This window comes from Caulobacter sp. DWR1-3-2b1 (assembly GCF_049895765.1).
GTDB lineage: Bacteria > Pseudomonadota > Alphaproteobacteria > Caulobacterales > Caulobacteraceae > Caulobacter.
Map to the genome: position 1 here is coordinate 22,450 of NZ_JAFCSZ010000013.1, position 19,286 is coordinate 41,735.

At 66.4% G+C, this 19,286-nt stretch carries 19 protein-coding genes; 9 read left to right on the forward strand and 10 right to left on the reverse strand.

The annotated features are described in order from the left end of the window. Positions 1 to 3: 3 nt before the first annotated feature. Complete coding sequence (locus ACP69S_RS12975; protein WP_425997825.1) at positions 4 to 681, reverse strand: DUF484 family protein; 678 nt, start codon at positions 679 to 681, stop codon at positions 4 to 6. Between the two features lie 147 nt (positions 682 to 828). Here ACP69S_RS12975 and ACP69S_RS12980 point away from each other — a divergent pair, with 147 nt between their 5' ends. Continuing rightward, positions 829 to 2,991 (forward strand): primosomal protein N', encoded by a 2,163-nt coding sequence (locus tag ACP69S_RS12980; protein ID WP_425997827.1) that lies wholly within the window; start codon positions 829 to 831, stop codon positions 2,989 to 2,991. A 61-nt stretch (positions 2,992 to 3,052) separates the two neighbouring features. Here the strand turns inward: ACP69S_RS12980 and ACP69S_RS12985 are convergent, their stop codons facing one another. Next, positions 3,053 to 3,853 (reverse strand): TerC family protein, encoded by an 801-nt coding sequence (locus ACP69S_RS12985; RefSeq protein ID WP_425997829.1) that lies wholly within the window; start codon positions 3,851 to 3,853, stop codon positions 3,053 to 3,055. A gap of 116 nt (positions 3,854 to 3,969) precedes the next feature. Between ACP69S_RS12985 and ACP69S_RS12990 the strand changes: the two genes are divergently transcribed. The 4 genes from ACP69S_RS12990 (at position 3,970) to ACP69S_RS13005 (ending at position 8,196) form a co-directional block, all read left to right on the forward strand. Then, a complete protein-coding gene (locus ACP69S_RS12990; protein ID WP_425997831.1) occupies positions 3,970 to 5,064 on the forward strand; it encodes an acyltransferase family protein in 1,095 nt (364 codons plus the stop codon). A 70-nt stretch (positions 5,065 to 5,134) separates the two neighbouring features. Continuing rightward, positions 5,135 to 5,830, forward strand: a complete 696-nt coding sequence (locus tag ACP69S_RS12995) for a CHAP domain-containing protein (RefSeq protein ID WP_425997833.1) — start codon at positions 5,135 to 5,137, stop codon at positions 5,828 to 5,830. 77 nt (positions 5,831 to 5,907) lie between these two features. Next, complete coding sequence (locus ACP69S_RS13000; RefSeq protein ID WP_425997835.1) at positions 5,908 to 6,867, forward strand: magnesium transporter CorA family protein; 960 nt, start codon at positions 5,908 to 5,910, stop codon at positions 6,865 to 6,867. 93 nt (positions 6,868 to 6,960) lie between these two features. Next, entirely contained in the window at positions 6,961 to 8,196 is a 1,236-nt protein-coding gene (locus ACP69S_RS13005) for a pentapeptide repeat-containing protein (RefSeq protein WP_425997837.1), read from the forward strand. Here ACP69S_RS13005 and ACP69S_RS13010 read toward each other — a convergent pair. Next, positions 8,180 to 9,040 (reverse strand): crotonase/enoyl-CoA hydratase family protein, encoded by an 861-nt coding sequence (locus tag ACP69S_RS13010; protein ID WP_425997839.1) that lies wholly within the window; start codon positions 9,038 to 9,040, stop codon positions 8,180 to 8,182. The genes ACP69S_RS13005 and ACP69S_RS13010 overlap by 17 nt on opposite strands. Positions 9,041 to 9,149: 109 nt before the next feature. Between ACP69S_RS13010 and ACP69S_RS13015 the strand changes: the two genes are divergently transcribed. Next, entirely contained in the window at positions 9,150 to 9,932 is a 783-nt protein-coding gene (locus ACP69S_RS13015; RefSeq protein ID WP_425997841.1) for an SH3 domain-containing protein, read from the forward strand. Here the strand turns inward: ACP69S_RS13015 and ACP69S_RS13020 are convergent. Next, complete coding sequence (locus ACP69S_RS13020) at positions 9,929 to 10,315, reverse strand: DUF488 family protein (RefSeq protein WP_425997842.1); 387 nt, start codon at positions 10,313 to 10,315, stop codon at positions 9,929 to 9,931. The genes ACP69S_RS13015 and ACP69S_RS13020 overlap by 4 nt on opposite strands. A gap of 119 nt (positions 10,316 to 10,434) precedes the next feature. Between ACP69S_RS13020 and ACP69S_RS13025 the strand changes: the two genes are divergently transcribed. After that, on the forward strand, positions 10,435 to 11,337 hold the full coding sequence (locus tag ACP69S_RS13025; protein ID WP_425997844.1) for an alpha/beta fold hydrolase: 903 nt from the start codon (positions 10,435 to 10,437) through the stop codon (positions 11,335 to 11,337). Between the two features lie 794 nt (positions 11,338 to 12,131). Here ACP69S_RS13025 and ACP69S_RS13030 read toward each other — a convergent pair. The 6 genes from ACP69S_RS13030 to ACP69S_RS13055 all read right to left on the reverse strand — a co-directional run bounded on the left by ACP69S_RS13030 (position 12,132) and on the right by ACP69S_RS13055 (position 17,231). Beyond that, a complete protein-coding gene (locus ACP69S_RS13030; protein ID WP_425997845.1) occupies positions 12,132 to 13,079 on the reverse strand; it encodes a thioesterase family protein in 948 nt (315 codons plus the stop codon). A gap of 60 nt (positions 13,080 to 13,139) precedes the next feature. Continuing rightward, positions 13,140 to 13,328, reverse strand: coding sequence for a hypothetical protein (locus ACP69S_RS13035; RefSeq protein WP_425997846.1), 189 nt, complete (start codon positions 13,326 to 13,328; stop codon positions 13,140 to 13,142). A gap of 54 nt (positions 13,329 to 13,382) precedes the next feature. Continuing rightward, complete coding sequence (locus tag ACP69S_RS13040) at positions 13,383 to 13,868, reverse strand: transcriptional repressor (protein ID WP_425997848.1); 486 nt, start codon at positions 13,866 to 13,868, stop codon at positions 13,383 to 13,385. Between the two features lie 36 nt (positions 13,869 to 13,904). Continuing rightward, complete coding sequence (locus ACP69S_RS13045; protein ID WP_425997849.1) at positions 13,905 to 14,693, reverse strand: acid phosphatase; 789 nt, start codon at positions 14,691 to 14,693, stop codon at positions 13,905 to 13,907. Positions 14,694 to 14,753: 60 nt separating this feature from the next. Continuing rightward, on the reverse strand, positions 14,754 to 15,806 hold the full coding sequence (locus ACP69S_RS13050) for a 1,9-bis(guanidino)-5-aza-nonane synthase (protein WP_425997850.1): 1,053 nt from the start codon (positions 15,804 to 15,806) through the stop codon (positions 14,754 to 14,756). Positions 15,807 to 15,968: 162 nt separating this feature from the next. After that, a complete protein-coding gene (locus ACP69S_RS13055; RefSeq protein WP_425997851.1) occupies positions 15,969 to 17,231 on the reverse strand; it encodes a type III PLP-dependent enzyme in 1,263 nt (420 codons plus the stop codon). 237 nt (positions 17,232 to 17,468) lie between these two features. Here ACP69S_RS13055 and phnC point away from each other — a divergent pair, with 237 nt between their 5' ends. Then, positions 17,469 to 18,278 carry a phosphonate ABC transporter ATP-binding protein gene (phnC, locus tag ACP69S_RS13060; protein ID WP_425997853.1) on the forward strand — a complete coding sequence of 270 codons (810 nt, stop codon included), beginning with the start codon at positions 17,469 to 17,471 and terminating at the stop codon, positions 18,276 to 18,278. Further along, a complete protein-coding gene (phnD, locus tag ACP69S_RS13065; RefSeq protein ID WP_425997854.1) occupies positions 18,275 to 19,285 on the forward strand; it encodes a phosphate/phosphite/phosphonate ABC transporter substrate-binding protein in 1,011 nt (336 codons plus the stop codon). The genes phnC and phnD overlap by 4 nt, the downstream gene beginning before the upstream one ends. Position 19,286 lies beyond the last annotated feature (1 nt).

Here is a 19,286-nt window from a genome sequence, read left to right on the forward strand (position 1 = left end):
TGCTCACAGGATCGGCCAGCGCTCGGCGGTGCGCTCGACCACGCGGGCCAGGAAGGCCACCAGGTCCGAGCCCATGTCCGGGGTGAAGGCCTCGGGGTCGGACGAGCCGAACGCGAGTATGCCCTGACGCGAAGGCTCCCACAGGGCCATGCGGACCAGGGCCATGCTGCGGATGTGATCCAGCTTGTCGCCAAACAGGCCCAGCGCAGGAGCGTAGAAGCCCATGCGCGCCACGGCGTGCTCGCCCATCAGCATGTCGATCTGGCCCTCGATCAGGGGGTGCCAGCCGGCCGGGACGCGGCCGGGACCTTCCAGAGCGATGACGCCGGTGGTCAGGGAAAAGCGAAGATTGGCCATCTCGTCGACCCGGCGCGCCAGGTCCGAATGGTTGCGGGCGTCCAGCAGGTCGATGACCGCCGCATGGGTCTGGGCCTGGGCCGAGAAATTGGCGCGGGCGGTGTCCTCGATCTCGCGACGAACCACGGCCTCGCGGCGATGGGCGGCCGAGGCGCGGGCCAGGGCGGCGGGGCCAAAGTCGATGACGTTGCCGCCGTCGACGCGCAGGCCAAGCTCGCCCAGAAGGCTCGTGTCGTCGCGCAGGAAGTCGGGTTCGTCGCGCAGGAAGGCGCGGACGACCTCGGGATCGACGGGCTGCATCAGGGCTTGGGTCGCATCGCTCATCGTCGGTCTTCTCCGCCCACGGCAAATCCACTCATGGGCGAGGCATCAAACCCCATATCGGTTAACGCCGGCTTGCGGCGCGCGACCAACGGACATCTTGCCCTTGGGCTCGACCCGCAGCAGCTTTCGCGGCAGAAGCTGATTCCCATGCCGCGCATCGCCTCCGTCCTCCTGCCCATGCCGCTGCCGGAGGCCTTCGACTATGCCGAGCCCGACGGCATGGGGCTGGCGCTTGGCGACCATGTGACCGTGCCGCTGGGCCCCCGCGTGGTTCGCGGCGTGGTCGTCGCCTTGCGCGACGGGACCGGCGGCAACCGGCCGCTGAAGCCGGTTCTGGAAAAGCTCGACGACCCCTCCCTGCCGCCTGGGATCCTCACCTTCATCGACTGGGCGGCGCGCTATTCGGTCGATGTTCCGGGCTGGCCTCTGGCCATGGCCCTGCGCGGCCTGCGCCATCCCCCGCCCAAGCCAGACAAGGTGCTGGTCCTGACCGGCGCGCAGCCGATCCGCATGACGCCAGCGCGGCTCAAGGTGCTGGCGGCGGCGCAAGGCGGGCCAATGTCCGGCGCGGCCTTGGCCAATCTGGCGGGCGTATCGGCGGGCGTCGTGAAGGGGCTCGTGGACGAGGGCGCTCTGGCCGTCGAATTTACCGAAGCCGACAAGAGCTTCCCCGCGCCCGACCTGAGCCTGCCACCCCAGTCGCTGAACCCCAGCCAGCAAGCCTGCGCCGATGTGCTGGGCGAGATGCTGGGGCAAGGCGGTTTCCAGGCGGCCCTGCTCGATGGCGTCACCGGCTCGGGCAAGACCGAGGTCTATCTGGAGGCGGTGGCCGCCGCGCTGGCCGAGGACCCCGAAAGCCAGGTCCTGATCCTGCTGCCCGAAATCGCCCTCACCCAGGCGGTGATGGCCCGCTTCGAAGCGCGATTCGGGGCAGTTCCCGCCGAGTGGCATTCCGGCGTCGCTCCGCCCCGGCGCCGGCGGGTCTGGGAGGGCGTGGCCAGCGGCCAGGCGCGGATCGTGGTCGGGGCCCGCTCGGCCCTGTTCCTGCCGTTCCGCAAGCTGCGGCTTATCGTGGTCGATGAGGAGCACGACGGCTCGTTCAAGCAGGAAGAGGGTTTCATCTATCAGGCCCGTGACCTGGCCGTGGCCCGCGCCAAGATCGAGGGCGCACTGGTCGTGCTGGCCTCGGCGACGCCGTCGCTGGAGAGCCTGTTCAACGCCCAGAGCGGCCGCTACCGCTGGCTGCGCCTCAGCGCGCGGCACGGGGCGGCGCAACTGCCCGACATCAGCCTGATCGACATGCGCGAGACCCCGCCCGAGCCAGGACGCTGGCTGTCGCCGCCGCTGATCAAGGCCATGACGGTCACCCTGGCGCGGGGCGAGCAGTCGATGCTGTTTCTCAACCGCCGGGGCTATGCGCCGCTGGTGCTGTGCAAGTCGTGCGGCGAGAAGATGAAGTCACCCGACACCGACAGCTGGCTGGTCGAGCATCGCTATACCGGCCGTCTGGTCTGCCACCTGACCGGCTTTTCGATGAAGAAGCCCGAGGCCTGCCCGGCGTGCGGCGCCAAGGACAGTCTGGTTTCCATCGGCCCCGGCGTGGAGCGGGTGGAGGAAGAAGCGCGCTTCCTGTTCCCGACCGCGCGGATTGTGGTGTTCTCGTCCGACACGGTGATGGACGCCGCCGGAGCCCGGGCCCTGGTCGAGACCATGGCGGCCGGTGAGATCGACATCCTGGTGGCCACCCAGGCCGCAGCCAAGGGGCACAATTTCCCGAACCTAACCCTCGTGGGCGTGGTCGACGCCGATCTTTCCCTGCGAGGCGGCGACCTGCGGGCCGGGGAACGGACCTTCCAACTGCTGGCCCAGGCGGCGGGGCGCGCGGGGCGGCACGAGAAGCCCGGCCGGGCCATGCTGCAGACCTACACACCCGACCACGCCGTGCTGCAGGCCCTGAAGGCTCAGGACCGCGACGCTTTTGTCGAGGCCGAGATGCGGATGCGCGAGGAGGCTGGTCTGCCGCCCTATGGCCGCCTGGCGGCGGTGATCGCCTCAGGCCCCGACGGCGCTGCGCTGGACGCCTATGTTGAGGCTTTGGCGGCGGTGATCCCCAATGCCGAGGGGGTCGAGGTGTTCGGCCCAGCCGACGCTCCGCTCGCCCTGATGCGGGGACGTCGCCGCAAGCGGTTCCTGGTGCGGGCCGACCGCAATGTGGACCTGCAGGGCTTCATGGCCGCTTGGCGGGCGCGGGCCAAGGTTCCTAATTCGGTGCGGGTCGTGATCGATATCGACCCCTACAGCTTCCTCTGAATCAAAGCGCCCCGGACCTTTCGGGCCGGGGCGCTGATAGTTTTGCCGAGGCGCGGGTTGTTTACTGGTCCCCGCCGGCCGCCTTCTTCTTTTCCGCAGCCTTGCGCGACAGCATGTTCAGCCCTTCGACCACCCCGGAGAAGAGCATGGCCGTATAGATGTAACCCTTGGGAACATGCATGCCGAAGGCGTCGGCGATCAGCACTGTGCCGATCATCAGCAGGAAGCCCAAGGCCAGCATCACGACCGTCGGGTTGTTGTTGATGAAGTTGGCCAGCGGATCGGCGGCCAGCAGCATCACCGTCACGGCGACCAGCACGGCGACCACCATGATCGGCAGGTGCTCGGTCATGCCCACCGCGGTCAGGATCGAGTCGATCGAGAACACCAGGTCCAGCAGGATGATCTGGAAGATCGCCGAGCCGACGTTGGAGATCACCGCGCCGGTCTTGTCCAGCAGGTCATTGCTTTCCTGCTTGGTGTCGACCGTGTGGTGGATTTCCTTGGTGGCCTTCCAGATCAGGAACAGGCCGCCAGCCAGCAGGATCAGGTCGCGCCAGGAGAAGGCGGTCTCGAAGGTCGGCTCACCATGGGCGCCCAGCGGTCCGACGAGGCCCAGATTGAACACCGGCGCGGTCAGGCCGACGATGAAGGCGATCGTCGACAGCAGGACCAGACGCATGATCAGGGCCAGCGAGATGCCGATGCGGCGAACCCGTTGGCGATGCTCTGGCGGCAGCTTGTTCGAGAGAATCGAAATGAACACCAGGTTGTCGATGCCAAGCACGACTTCCATGACGATCAGAGTGACGAGGGCGGCCCAGGCGGCTGGGTCGGTAGCGAGGTTAAGGAGTTCGTTCATCGTCCTGTTCTAATGCTTCTGTCTGGAAAAGCGTCTCGACCCACCCCTCCGTGGGCCCCGTCCATGCGAGGGAACGTGACGGAAGCCCCCAGGCTTCGCCAGACTGGACCTGAAGTATGCCCGACGCCGCAAATATCAAGCCCTTAACCGCCCTTCGGTTTTTCGCCGCCTTCTGGGTGGTGCTGTTCCACTATTGGCCCAATCTGGCCGCGGGCTTCACGCCCGAGGTGGCGACCAAGGGCTATCTGGGCGTCGAGGCCTTTTTCACCCTTTCGGGCTTCATCCTGTGCCACGTCTATCTGCAGGGCTTTGGCCAAGGGCGCTTCCGCTACGGCGATTTCCTTTGGAACCGGCTGGCGCGGGTCTATCCGCTGCACCTGGCCACCCTGCTTGGCGTAGGCCTGATGGCCGCCGGCGCCGGTCTGGCCGGCATCGTGGTCGGCCACAACATCGTTTCCTGGGAAGCCCTGCTGGCCAACCTGCTGCTGGTCCACGCCTGGGGCTTCGCGCCGGTGTCGGGTTGGAACCACGCCTCGTGGTCGATCTCGGCCGAGTGGTTCGCCTATCTGACCTTCCCCGTCTTCGCCTTCGCCGCCTGGAGGCTGCGTGAGAAGCCCTTCCTGGCCGTCGGTCTGGCCCTCGCCCTGATCGCCATCCTCTATCCCGCCTTCGAGCGCCTGGCCGGCTTCTCGCTGACCGACGCTACGATCAAGTGGGGCGCGCTGCGCATCGTGCCGTGCTTTGCCTATGGCTGCGCCCTGCACGCCCTGTGGCGTTCCGGCGCGATCCCGAGCCGACTCGCCGCGCCGGGCGCCGCGATCATGGGCGCCCTGGTTCTCGGCGCCGTGCAGCTTGGCGCCCCGGATCCGGTCATCGTGGCGGTGCTGGGCGGGTTGATTCTCTCGCTGGCCTGCATGGCCGCCAGCGGCTCAAGCTTCGCTACGCAAAGCATCTTCGTCTATCTGGGTGAGATCAGCTATTCGACCTATATGATCTGCATCCCGTGGAAGATCGTCTCGGTCAATGCAGCGACAAAATTGCTGGCTATCGAGGGCGAGCAATTGCCTGTGCTGGTCTGGGTTGCGATTGTCGGCGCGCTCATTCCGCTCTCGGCGATATCGTATCATCTGATCGAGAAACCGGCCCGCGAGCACATGAAATCTTGGGCTCATCGCAGGGCTCGGCAACGACCGATCTCGGTCAGCGCCTGAGAAACACTCTTTTCACACGTCGCTGGCAAGGTTACTGCTTGGTCCAGTGACACGGGGGAGTACCCACAGCATGACGAAACGGACGAGAACCCTCTGGGGTTCCATCGCAGCCGCCGCCATGATCAGCCTTCTGCCGGTTTCCGGCGCTGTGGCTGACGGGTACTGGCAATGCGTGCCGTTCGCGCGCCTGATGTCGGGAATCCAAATCTTCGGTGACGCCCGCACCTGGTGGGGGCAGGCCGCCGGCAAGTACGACACCGGCTCGGCTCCTAAGATCGGCTCGGTTCTCTCTTTCAAGCCTACCGGCCGCATGAACCTCGGACATGTCGCCTTTGTCAGCCAGGTGCTGACCGACCGCGTCATCCAGGTGACCCACGCCAACTGGTCCGTCATGAACGGAACCCGCGGTCAGGTCGAACAGGACGTCACCGTGGTCGATGTATCGCCGGCCGGTGACTGGAGCCAGGTCAAGGTCTGGTACGATCCGATCCGCGATCTGGGCACCACGGTCTATCCGACCCACGGTTTCATCTATCAGAACGCCCAGGCAACCACGATCGCCGTCGCGACCAGCAAGCTGGCTCTGGCCCAAAACGCCGCCGTCTCGCTGGCCAAGTCCGCCGCCAACCAGGTGGCTGCTTCGGTTCGCGCCTCGCCGCTGGACATCATCAACCAGGCCGCCGACTCTACCGACCGGATCGCCGCCCTGATCGCCGCCGCTTCGGGCGGTTCGTCTGAAGACGACAAGCCGGCTGCCCCCCGCTAGGTACTGGCCGCGCTAAGTCGCGTTGACGCCAAGCACGCGCTGGGCCATTCCCGGCGCGTGAAGAGGCTCACCGATCCATGCTGAGAATTCTGCGCCATGGCGCTCCGGGCTTCGAGACCGGCGATGCGGGTCCCGACTGGCGTCTGCCGGACGACGCGGTGTGGATCGAGCTCGTCGATCCCTCGCGCGCCGAGGAGGTGGCCGTCGAGCAGGCCATCGGCGTCCTGCTGCCCACCCGCGAGGAGATGGCCGAGATCGAGGCCTCCTCGCGCCTCTATCAGGAGGACGGCGGCACCTTCATGACCGCCACTATACTGGTCAACGCCGACGGCGACCTGCCCACGGCCGCGCCGGTGACCTTCGTGCTGGTCGGCCAAAGACTGATCACGATCCGCTATGTCGAGCCGCGCGCGTTCTCGGTGTTCGCCGCCCAGGCCGAACGCCAGCCCAGCCTGTGTCCGCACGGTCCCCAGACCTTCCTGGGCCTGCTGGACGCCATCATCGACCGCACCGCCGACATCATCGAGCGCACCGCCACCGAGGTCGAGACCCAGTCCCGCGCCATCTTCAGCAGGCCGCGCGGCGGGGCTTTCGAGCATATCCTCAACCGCCTGGGCCGCGCCCAGAACATCAATTCCAAGGCCCGGGACAGCCTGGTCAGCCTGGCCCGCCTGCTCAGCTTTGCCTCCCTGGCTGAGCAGTTCGAGGGCGACCGCGAACTGCGCGATCACCTCAAATCCCTGCAGCGCGACGTGCAATCGATCACCGACCACGCCAGCTACGTGTCGAGCAACATCACCTTCCTGCTGGATGCGGCCCTTGGCCTGATCAACATCGAGCAGAACTCGATCTTCAAGATCTTCTCGGTGTTCTCGGCCGTCTTCCTGCCGCCCACTCTGATCGCCGGGGTCTACGGCATGAACTTCGACCACATGCCCGAGTTGAAGTGGATGCAAGGCTATCCGATGGCCCTGGGCATGATGTTCGCCGCCGGCATCGGCCCGCTGCTGTGGTTCAAGCGCAAGGGCTGGCTGTAGGCCCCAAGCTCTGGCGCATTTCGTCGCAGGTTTGAACCTTTCCTTAAAGCTGATGTGGGAAGATACGGGCTCCGAAGAGACGCCAATTTCCGCATGTCCGCCGCCGCCAGACCCAGTCTGATCCGCTCCCTGCACGCCTCCGCCGTCAAGGAGGTGGTGGAAGCCCATGGCCGGTTCATGAAAGGCCTGCCGGGCGGGCGGCGCGCCAATTTCTCTTATGTGAACCTCAACAATTACAACTTCGAGGGCCTGGATCTCACCGAGGCCGACCTGACCGGCGCGCTGCTGGGCGGGGCGATGCTGGCGCGGGCCAGGCTGGTGCGGGCCACGCTGTACGGCGCCGATCTGCGCGACGCCGATCTGCGCGACTGCGACCTGACCCGGGCTGACATGCGCGGCGTGTGCCTGCGCGGGGCCAATCTGTCGGGCGCCGACCTGTCGGCCTGCGACCTCCGCGAGGGCGTCACCGCCGTTCAGGACGACACCAAGGGCCTGCGCATACTCAAGCATTCCACGCGCCCGGGCGAGCTGGACTACGCCCTGCTGAACGGCGCCAAGCTGGCCGGAGCCCAGATGTCGGGCGCCTTCGCCCAGGCCGCCGATTTCACCGACGCCGACATGACCGGCGTGTCGCTTCAAGGCGCCAAGCTGGCCAATGCCCGCATGGACGGCGCGGACCTGTCGGGCGCCAATCTGCACAATGCCGACATGGCCAAGGTCTCGATGCGCCGGGCTGTTCTGGTGGGAACCGATCTTTCCGGGGCCAACCTGGAAGACGCCGACATGACCGGGGTGCTGCGCGCCCCGCCGCCGATCATCTATGTCGACGACCTGCCGCTGACCGAGGTGCTCGAAGCCCACGAGGCTTTCGTGAAAACGGAAGGTCGCGAAGGGGCTATCGCCAAGGCCGAGGCCGTCGATTTTCGCCCGCTGAGACGCCTGAAGAACCGTCGGCTTACCGGCCTGTCTGCCCCAGGGGCCGTCTTCTTCGGTATGGACCTGGAAGGCGTCCAGCTGCAGGGCGCCAATCTGATGGGCGCGGACCTGCGCGGTGTGAAGTTCAAGAACGCCGACCTTCGTGGCGCGCGCCTGGTCGGCGCCCAGCTGTCGAAGGCCGACCTGTCGGGGGCGAAGCTTGGTCCGCTGAAGATCGCCGAGGACCGGTTCATCCGCACCGACCTCAGCCGCTCGGTGCTGCGTGGCGCAAACCTCACCGGGGCCAGCGCGCCGCGCGCCCGGTTCATCGAGGCGGACCTGACCAGAGCCCGCCTCGAGGGTTGCGACCTGAAGGGCGCGGAATTGCCAGCTATGGCTACATCTTCTTCTTGAGCGGCAGCAGGTCGGGGAAGTCCGCCAGCCGCTTTTCCATCTTGGCCTTGAACGCCTCGGCCATGTGCGAGCCGGCGAACATGCCGGTCTGCCAGGTGGCGATATAGTCCAGGCTGTCGGCGATGGTGTGGTCGCGGGCGTAGTTGATCATGACCTTGCTGCCCGCCACGGCCAGGGGCGACTTCTCGGCGATCTCGCGGGCGGTGGCCATGGCGTGGGCGAGCAGCGCCTCGTGGGTGTCGAAGGTCTCGTTGACCAGACCGATGTCACGCGCCCGGGCGGCGGGTAGGCGGCGGCCGGTATAGGCCAACTCCCGCACCCAGCCCTCGGGGATCAGCTTGCACAGGCGCGGGAAGGTGCCGACATCGGCGGTCATGCCGATATTGATCTCCTGGATGCAGAAGAAGGCGTCGGCCGTGGCGTAGCGGATATCGCAGGCGCTGACGAAGTCGACCGCCCCGCCGATGCAACCGCCCTGGATGGCGACGATCACCGGCATGCGGGCCTTGTCCAGACAGGTGAAGCTGTCCTGCAGAAGATGCACGTGACGGCGGAAGCTCTCGCCGGCCACGTGGCGGTCGCCGGAACGCTCTTCGGTAACGCCTTCGCCGTCGGTGAACACCGAAAGCTCCATACCGGCCGAGAAGTGTTTGCCGGTCGAGGTGATGACGATGCAGCGGGCCAGGGCGTTGTCGTCAATATGTTTTACAATTTCGGGAAGCTCGTTCCAGAAGGCCCGTGTCATGGTGTTCATGGCGTCGGGGCGCTTCAACTGGATGTGCGCGACGCCAGCCTCGATCTCGACCCTGAAACAAGTATAGTCCACCCGACCTTCGGTGCTCATGACGTCCTCCCTTATCGTTGATCAGGGACTATCTCGCGGACGGGACGCGGCGCCAACACTGCCTTTGCGGAATGCGGCCGCACCCGTCGGCCAGAATGAGGAAGACCACATGAAGACCACCCCCGCCCTGTTCGCCATCGCCGCCATGGTCGGCGCCAGCGTCGCCATCCCCGCGCCAGTCCTGGCCCAATCCAAGGGACTGGGCAGCCTGTTCTCGTGCGAAGGCTCGGGCAAGAAGCAGGAAGGCGGAGCCCTGATCGGCGCCGCCGCGGGCGCGTTCCTGGGCAGCAAGGTCTCCAAGAACGAAAAGACCATCGGCGCTTTGGTCGGCGCGGCCGCCGGCGCGGCCGCCGGCTCCTATATCGGCTGCCGCATGCAGTCGACCGACACGGCGCTGGCCCAGCAGGCTACCAAGAAGGCGCTGGAAACCGGCCAGCCGCAGATCTGGAGCAACGCCCGCACCGGCGCGTCGGGCCGGGTCGACGTGGTTTCGTCCAGCTACGGCCCGCCGATCGACAGCCGCGACCTGCGTTTCGCCTCGGGCGTCCAGAGCTTGCCCAGCTATGACGCCCTGGGTGGCCAATACGCGGCCCGCAGCACGGTCAACATGCGCTCCAGCCCTTCGACCCGGGGCAGGGTTGTCGGCAAGCTGGCCGCCGGCCAGCCCTTCGACGCCCTCGGCTCGGCCCCGAACGGCGGCTGGGTGCTGGTGGGCCAGAACGGCTACGCCGTCGGCTATGTCTCGCCGTCGCTGGTTCGTCCCACCCAGATGGCCTCGGCCTCTTGCCGGGTGATCAACGCCTCGATCGCGACCTCGGGCCAGCGCCCGTCGGCCGAACGCTACAGCGCCTGTCTCGACAATCGCGGTGAGTGGCAGCTGACCCAGGCCTAAAGGTCAACGACCTCGCATTTCAGTCGCCGACGTATCTCGTCGGCGACGATCTGGCGATGGCAACAATTGGGGTCGTCCTCGTAGCAAAGGAGGGCGACCCTTTTTGTCGTCGCCAGCTCGGTGGCCTGGGCCAGGGCGAGCTGGGCGTCCGGCTCATCGAGATGGGCGTTGAAGATGTCCCGCATCTCGTCGACGCGCCCGGCTCGCGCCGCGTCGCGTCCCGCCTTGGGTGTGCCCAAGGGGCGCAGATGCGCGTAGTCGACGCCTTCGGCTTTCAGGCTGTTTCCCAGCAGGGTCTTCGAGAAACCGGCCTTGCGCGACGACGCTACGGCCCGCACGTCGATCACCAATTCTACCCCCGCCGCCTTCAACCTTGCGATCACGCCGGCCTGGGTGTCGCTCTGATATCCGATCGTGGCGAGACGGTTCGTGTCGAGGCTCCATGGACGTGGGCGGGTCGCGCGCCTACCTTAACGCCCGAGCCTCAAAAGGAGCCCGCCCGATGGACGCGGCCGTATTCCGCCAGCCCCGAAGGCGCATGATCGCCATCGACAGCCCCGCCGGCTCCGGTGAGATGGCGGCGCTGGAATTTGGCCCGCAGGACCGGGCCATCGATGTGATCTTCGTTCACGCCAACGGCTTCAACGCCCAGACCTATAACAGCCTGCTGGCCCCGCTGGCGGCGGGCCTGCGGGTTCTGGCCGTGGATCAGCGCGGCCACGGGGCCACGACGCTGGCCGCCAAGGGCGAGGGTCGCCGCTCCTGGCTCGACCTGCGCGACGATCTGGTCGCCCTGCTCAAGGCCCTGGACGGCCCGCCCGTGGTGCTGGCCGGGCACTCGATGGGCGGCACCGTCAGCCTGCTGGCCGCCGCCGCGCGACCTGGGGCCGTGAAGGGTCTGGTGCTGCTCGACCCCGTGATCATCCCACGTCTGGTGGCGCTCTACGCCCGCGCTCCGTGGACCTCGGGAGCGCTGTGGAAGAAGATGCCGATCGCCCAGGCGGCTCTGCGTCGCCGCGCCGTCTTCGACGACCGCGAGGCGGTGGTCGCCGCCTATACGGGTCGCGGGGCCTTCAAAACCTGGCCTGAGGTAATGCTCGCCGACTATGTCGACGGCGGCTTCATCGACCGCGACGACGGCAAGGTCCAGCTGGCCTGCGCGCCAAGCTGGGAAGCCTCGAACTATTCGGCGCAGGGCCACGATCCCTGGCGGGCGATCCGCAAGGTCACTGGCCCGGTGCGCATCCTGCGGGCCGAGCGGGGCTCGACCTGCCGGGTAGGCGACAGCTTCGCCCGGCGCGGCCGCGACGTACGGGTCGAGACGGCAGCCGGAACCAGCCACTTCCTGCCGATGGAGCGCCCGGATCTGGCGCGCGATGCGATCTTCGCGATGGCGACGGGGTGATCGTTCCGGGAGTGGCGATCTGAAGGTTCGCTGGTCGGCAAAGCTCTGCCCCTTAAGACGCTATTGCTCCGACACCGCCGCAAAATTTCTCGTCATCCCGGGGCTCGTCCCCGGGACCCATCTCTCCGCCGCAATTGCAGGCGTAGCGGCGCACGCGCCGCTGGCGTCTCACGTAGAAGCTGAACCATGGGTCCCGGGGACGAGCCCCGGGATGACGGGCTTTTGTGGAGAAGCTCCGGTCTGTACTCTCGACCCCTGTCGGTCATTAGACAGATCGCTCAAGCAGGCGCATTATTTCAGACATTCGCCGCGCATCGCTCGGCGCGGCTAAGCTTACTAGAGAGAACGCTATGTGGGTGGCTAACACAGTTGCACTGGTCGCCTTTTTCGTCACCGCCATCGCCGGGACCATAGCATTTTTCAAAAGCGAACCAGGATCTCAGTGGCCTATGCAATGGAACTACAAGGGCGCGGTAAACTGGCGGGCTCCCCGTACTGCGGCGTTGATTATATCACTGCTGTTCCCGGCTTTCGTCCTAGCCATCGTCGCGTTCGCGAGCAACCAGACTCGCGAAGCATTACCGCTTGTAGCGGCGTCCCTGATCTTGGGGGGTGTAAATGTAGCGTTCTACGCCGCTGTGTTGCGTGATCAGCGGTCCAGCAAGCCACCGTCCTAAACTTCCAGGTCCGCTACCTCACCTGAAGCGATGATCAGTATATCCTCTTTGAGCGTTGGCTGGGGACCAAGCCAGTCGCAGCGCCGTTCGCCTTCAGTGAAGTTCAAGCGCCCGCCGCTACAGCTCCAGCCCTTCCACTGAGAACGCCTCCAAACCCTCCTGCGCCGCCGGCGTGATCGGCACCGCCTTGCGGGCGTCGAGGTCGAAGGTGATCGCCACGGCTTCCGAGGTTCCCCAGGGCAGGCCGGTGGCGGGATCGACCATCCAGTGGGCCATCCGCATGGTTCGCGGATCCGCGCCCATCAGGCCCGAGCGCAGCTCGACCCGGTCGCCGGCCCGGGGCCAGCGCAGATAGGCCAGACGGTATTCCAGAACCGCTCCGCCGAACCGTACCGGCCTGTGGTCCGCATTGGCGACGATCACGTCGCGGAACGGGCCGATGAAGCTGCCGATGCCGTCCGAAACCCGACCGATGAACTGTTCGGCCCGCATGCGGCCAAAGACGTCGCACTCGGTGGGCGACAGGGCGCCCAGGCCGATGCGTTGCAAGCCCAAGGCGTCAGCGCGCTCCAAGCCGGCGGTCGGGACGAAGGGATCGAGCGCGATGCTGCGGCCGCGGGCCTTTTCCGGAACCTCGACCATCAGGGCCTTGGCCCGCTCGCGAGTGGTTTTCGGCCAGGGGAAGACTTCGCCTTCCCGCGGCGTGGCGTGGACGACCGTGGTCTGGAAGGTCGCGGCCAGCTCGCCTGTCGCCGAGTGGACCAGCAGCTGCAGCAGCTTGGCCTCGGTGTCAGTGATTTCGATCACCCCGCCCAGCATGTGCAGGGTCGCGCCGGCATGGGCCTCGCGCAGGAAGCGGACGTGGTGTTCCTTCACCAGCAGGGTGGCGTTGGCGTAGGGGGTGAAGGCGTGGGGCAGGCCCAACTCGGCCGCCAGACCCGCCAGACCCTCCATGGCGCGCACGATATAGTGGCGCACGTTCATGTGCCCCATCTCGTCGCAGTCCCAAGTATTGACGCCTCCGCGCCAGATTTCGACGCCGGGGAGGGATTCTGCGGTCGTCATGGCGGCTCTCGAACGGCTTGAACGGTTGTTCGAGTCTTAGCGGGCTTCTTGCCGCCTGCGCTAGCCCTTGCCCGGCGAGCGCTTGAAGGTGTCGCCGATCACCGTGGCGTCGGGCCCGTCCGGGCCGGCGGACTTGCGCTCACGCTCTCCAGTCTTCTGGACCTTGTCCTTGCCGCCTAGGGCGGTGAACTCGCCCAGCGGTTCGGCGGCGTTCTTTTCGCGGCCTTCGGTATTGGGTTTGTCGGCCATGACCTGTCTCCTCGGGTTCGAAGAGACAACAGAACCGGCGGGATCGTGGTTCCCCTAACCCCGGCAATCCGCGCAAAGTCCGTGCGCCTCGATGGTCACGGCGGCCAGGGCGTAGCCGGCTGCGGCGCCGGCGGCGATGATTTCGGCGCTAGCCTTGGGCTCGATCTCGCGGGTGGCGCCGCAGCAGTCGCAGATCAGGAAGGCGGCGGCATGGCCGTCGGCTTCCTTGCGGCAGGCGACATAGGCGTTCAGGCTCTCGATCCGGTGGGCGAAGCCCTGTTTTTCGAGGAAGTCCAGCGCCCGATAGACGGTCGGCGGCTTGGCCGGCGGACCACCAACCGCGTAGGTTGAGATCAGGTCATAGGCCTTCACCGGTTGGCCGGCCTGCAGAAGCTGTTCCAGCACCCGTCGGCGCGGCGCGGTCAGGCGCTGTTCAGCCGCCAAGCAGCGCGCCTCGGCGGCTTCCAACTCGGCCGCGAGGGCGGAGCCGGCGACGCCGTTGTGGTCGTGATCGTGATCGCAAGCGGCGTGATGGGCCATGGCCAAGAGGTAGAGGCGGGAAGGGCCGGGCGCAAGCTAGAGGAGCGGCCGAGACAGCAATGCGCTCTCGGCCTCGCAGCGCGCCTTGTCGGGCGTTGGACCGGCCGCGCGGGCCGCGTCCAGCTCGACGCGCACGGCCACCAAGTCGGCTTGGAAAGCGTCCGACCGCTTCAGGGCGGTGAAAAGGTTTTGGGCGTTCATCCGTCCGGCCTCGACCGAACTGGCATTGTGAACGCCGCAGGCGATGCGGCTTTCTCCGAAGGCCCTGGCGCGGGCCAGAATAGCCTCGGACCGGTCGGGGGCGACTTCGGCGAGCAGCAGGCCCACGCTCCAACCCCAGGTCGAATGTCCGGATGGATAGTCGGGCGAGAGGGTCAGGCCCGGGCTCCTGCGCACGCAGATCGGGCCTTCCGCCGAGAGGTAGGGCCGTGGACGCCTGTATTTCAGCTTGGGCCCGGCGACCGCCGAGCGGACGTCGCGACTCATCCGCAGCAGGGTGGCGGCCAGTTTCGGCGTGGTTTCGAAGGTCGGGGTCACGCCCAGCGCGCAGGCATAGCCTTCTAGGATGCGCTCCTCGACATTGTCGGCCTGGGCTAGGGACCAGCGGGGCGTGTCCTTCAGCGGCCGGGTGCCGAGGAAGATTTCGCGGTCTCGCAGGGCTTCGGGCGAGCCTTTGGCCGGCGGCGGCGGCAGGTGGTCGCGCGCGTCGAACGCGCTCTTGGCGAGGTAACGATTGGAGGGCGCGCCGCCGGGCAAACTGGCGCAGCTGGCGAGAAGCAGGCCAGCAAGGCCGATGGTCCAGGAAGCGCGCCAAGAAGCGTACATGAAAAAGGTCCCCGAAATCGCTTTCGGGGACCCTGCATTTTCAAGCCGGAGGCATCAAGCCTACTTGCCGAACAGCTTGTTCCAGCGCGGACGCTCGCGGCCCTTCCAGGCCTCGCGATGATAGGCGTCCGAGGCGATCAGCGGCACCACGGTGGTGGCTTCGGCGAAGACCATCTGCTCGTGGGTGGTGTTGACCTTGCCCCAGGAAGCGGCCTCTTTCAGGGTCGAGGACGAGCAGGCGCCGTCGCGCACGTCGGCCACGGTAATCTGGATGGCGTATTTGTGCATGTCCGCCTCGACGCCGAGGATCTCGGCGCAGACCACGGTGTCCTGGGCGAAGTTCTTGGGAACGCCGCCGCCGACCATGAACAGGCCCGTCGTGCCGGCCGCGATCTTGATATCGGTCAGTTCGCGGAAGTCTGCGACCGCGTCGATCATCAGATAGGGCTTGCCCGCCGCGATCTGCTCCTTCTGGTGCTTGACCAGGCCAAAGCCGGCCGAGCTGTCGACGAAGGCGGGGCAGAAGATCGGCACGCCCTGCTCAAAAGCGGTCTGGATCAGCGAGCCGGGCTTCTTGGCGTTGCCTTCGCTCAGCCACTTGCCCATTTCCCAGATGAACTCGCGCGAGGAATAGGCGCGCGGCTCCAGGGCGTTGCAGATCTCCAGGATGGTGTGATCGCAGTTCTGGAGCTCTTCCTCGTCGATATAGGTGTCGTAGATCCGGTCGATATAGTTCTCGCGCAGCACGTTGTCGTCGACCGGGCCGGCGGCCTGATAGTGCTTGAAGCCCAGGGCCTCGAAGAAATCCATGTCGACGATTGAGGCGCCGGTGGCGACCACGGCGTCGATCATGCCGTTCTGCACCATGTCGCGATAGACGTGCATGCAGCCGCCGGCCGAGGTCGAGCCGGCCAGGATCAGCCACGGCGAGCAGGACTGGTCCTGCAGCGCCATGTTGAAGATGTCGGCGGCGCGCGCGGTGTCGCGTGAGCTGAACGACATCTTGCGCATGGCGTCGATGATCGGGCGGGCGTCGAAGGACGTGATGTCGATGTGCTCGACCACGTTCTGCAGCAGCTCGGCCTTTTGGTTGTTCTGAACGGGAGCGTTCATCGTTTCGGTTTCCCTGACTTTGGACGCCCGTCGTTGGAACAAACTCTTCACCGGGACGGAGCAACCGGCGGGAGCGGAAATGCGAACCGCACCCGACGTCTGTAACGTCGAGTGCGGCGCGCGGTTTAACTCAGAAATGATCTAGTGGCGAACGGTGTCGAACTAGCGACGACGTTTGCGCTTGCCGGCCGCGCCCTTGGGGCGCGAAAAGCGGACGACCTTGCGCTCTTCGGACTCCGGCTTGTGGGTCGGGATCGAGCGCTTGGCCAGGCCGTACATCGAGGCCATCGGCGCGTCCTGGACCTCGACGGTCTCGTTGTCGCCAAAGCCGTTGAAGCGGGTCGACATGGCCACGCCATAGGCGCCCAGCATGCCGATCTCGATGTAATCGCCCTCATCGACGCTGTCGGGCAGATAGAACGGGCCGGGCATGTGGTCGACGCTGTCGCAGGTGGGGCCGTAGAAGCGGAAGGGCTTGAGGCCGTCGTCGACGATTTCGCCACCGTTCTTGCGGTACAGCTTGACCGGGAAGGGCCACTTCATGTGCGCGGCGTCGAACAGCGAGCCATAGGACCCGTCGTTCAAATAGAGCGCGTCGCCCTTCTTCAGCTCGACCTTGACCAGCAGCGACGAGGCCTCGGCCACCAGCGCCCGGCCAGGTTCGCACCACAGCTGGGTCGACTCGTGGACCATCATCTCGGCGAAGCCGCGGTCGATGGCGGCCAGATATTCGGACATGTCCGGCGGAACCATGCCGGGATAGATCGACGGGAAGCCGCCGCCGACATCGACGACATCGGCCAGAACGCCAGCGCGCACCAGAGCGCGCGAGGCCTGGGCCATCGCCGCCTGATAGGCCGTAGGCCGCATGCACTGGCTGCCGACGTGGAAGCTGACGCCCATCAGGTCCTGGGTGGCGCGACGGGCGGCCAGCAGCAGGGCCGGAGCCGCATGCGGCTCGACACCGAACTTGCCCGACAGGCTATAGGCCGCGCCCTCGGCCTGCACGCCCATGCGGACGATCAGGTTGAGGTCCTTGGCGTTGCCGGTCGCCTCAAGGATCTTGGCCAGTTCCTCGTGGGTGTCGAACGAGAAGGTCCGCACGCCGTGATCGAAATAGGCAGCCGAGATCGCCACGCGGCTTTTGACCGGGTGCATGAAGGCCATGCGTGAGCCGGGCGCATGCTCGCCCACCAGCTCGATTTCGTTGAGAGACGCCACGTCGAACGACCGCACGCCGGCGTCAACCAGCTCGCGGATCACCCAGGGCGAAGGATTGGCCTTCACCGCGTAGAAGACATCGCCTTTAAATTCAGCCTGGAACCAGCGCGCCGCTACCGACACCGCATCCCGTCGCACGAGTGCGACAGGACGTTCCGGTGACCGCTCACGGACCAGGTCCAGGGGTTCATGGTACGTGTGCAATGCACGTAACCCCCTGCAAGAAGTGAAACCTAGGCCGGCGTTAGCAGCGCTTATGAGGACTTCGGGTCCGCCGGAGGAGTGCGAAGTAGGGCTATAGCCCCCCGATGTAAAGACCTTTCCGACCCTGGCCCCGAGGCGAGTCGGGCCGCCGGGCGTCACAAATCCATTGCGAACGGCCGCCAAACCGTCGAACGCATTCCCCTTCGTCCGAAACCCCGTTAAGGATTCGCCCCGACCATGACGTCGGACCCTGTTCTCTCGATCCGCGCCGCCTCAAAGACCTTCGGGTCTCGCCGGGCGCTGGACGCCGTTTCGCTCGACGTCAGTCGCGGCGAGATGATCGCGCTCATCGGCCCTTCGGGCTCGGGCAAATCCACGCTTCTGCGCTCGATCGACGGCCTCCAGACCATTGATGAGCCGGCCAAGGGAACCGACGGGGGCGTGATCACCGCCTTTGGCGGACCCGTTCAGGCCAGGGGCAAGGTCAGCGATCAGGTCCGCAAGGCCCGGGTGCGCATCGGCTTCATCGCCCAGCAATTCAACCTGGTCGGCCGGCTCTCGCTGTTCAGTAACGTGGCGCTGGGGTCGCTGGGCCGCATTCCGTTCTGGCGCGGCGTGTTCGGCGCTTGGCCGGCCGAGACCAAGGCCGCGACCATGGCGGCCCTGCATCGCGTGGGTGTGTCCGAATACGCCGCCCAGCGGGCCAACACGCTTTCCGGCGGTCAGCAGCAGCGCGGCGCCATCGCCCGGGCCCTGGTCCAGAAGGCCAAGATCATCCTGGCCGACGAGCCGGTCGCCTCGCTTGACCCGGTGTCGGCCCGCAAGGTCATGGACATCCTGCGCGACCTCAACAAATCCGACGGCCTGACCGTGGTCGTCACCCTGCACCAGGTGGACTACGCCCTGCGCTATTGCGACCGGGTCGTGGCCCTGAAGGCCGGCAAGAAGGTCTATGACGGCCCGGCCGACGGCCTGAAACGTGAACAACTCATCGACATCTACGGCCCGGAATTCGAGGACGTATTCTGGGAAGGAGCTCCGCAATGATCCGCCGCAGCCTGTTCATCGCCGCCGCAGCCGCCATGGCCCTGTCGGCCTGCTCGCCCAAGCCCGCTGCCGAGGGACCCAAGGACACCATCGTGTTCTCGATCCTGTCGACCGAGTCGGCCCAGAACATGGAGAGCTACTGGAAGCCCATCCTGGTCGACATGGAAAAGCAGACCGGCCTGAAGGTAAAGCCGTTCTTCTCGTCCAACTATTCGTCGCTGATCGTGGCCATGGGCGCCGACCAGACCGACGTGGGCTGGTTCTCCAACCAGTCGGGCCTGGAAGCCGTGCGCCGCTCGGGCGGCGAAGTCTTCGCCCGCACCTTCGATCCTTCGGGCACTGATGGCTACAAGTCGGTGATCATCGTCCCGGCCGACAGCAAGCTGACCCTTGCCGACCTGTTGAAGTGCGACAAGACGCTGGACTTCGGCATCGGCGACAAGAAGTCGACCTCGGGCACTCTGGCCCCGATGACCTATGTGTTCATCCCGGCCGGCAAGAAGCCCGACACCTGTTTCAAGACCGTGCTCAGCGCCAGCCATGACGCCAACCTGTTCGCGGTCGCCAACAAGAAGTTGGACGCGGCCACCAACAACACCACGGCCCTGCGCCTCAACGACAACCGCGGCGGCGCCCAGTCCAACAAGATCAAGGTGATCTGGGAATCACCGGTCCTGCCCGAAGACCCCATCGTCTGGCGCAAGAAGCTGGATCCGGTGCTCAAGGAGAAGGTCCGCCAGTTCTTCCTGACCTATGGCCAGGGCGACACCCCGGTCGCGGCCCAGCAGCGGGCCAATCTGGCCAAGCTGTCGATGGGCGGATTCCTGGCTGCCGATGACACCCACCTGCTGGTGGTGCGCGAGATGGAAGCCCTGGAGCAGTTTGGCCTGGCCAAGGAAACCGGCGACGCGGCCAAGATCGCCGCCGCCCAGAAGGCCCTCGACGGCGTCAAGGCCGAGCGCGTCGCCGCGCAGGGCAAGGCCGGCCTGCCCGCGCCGGCCAACTGAG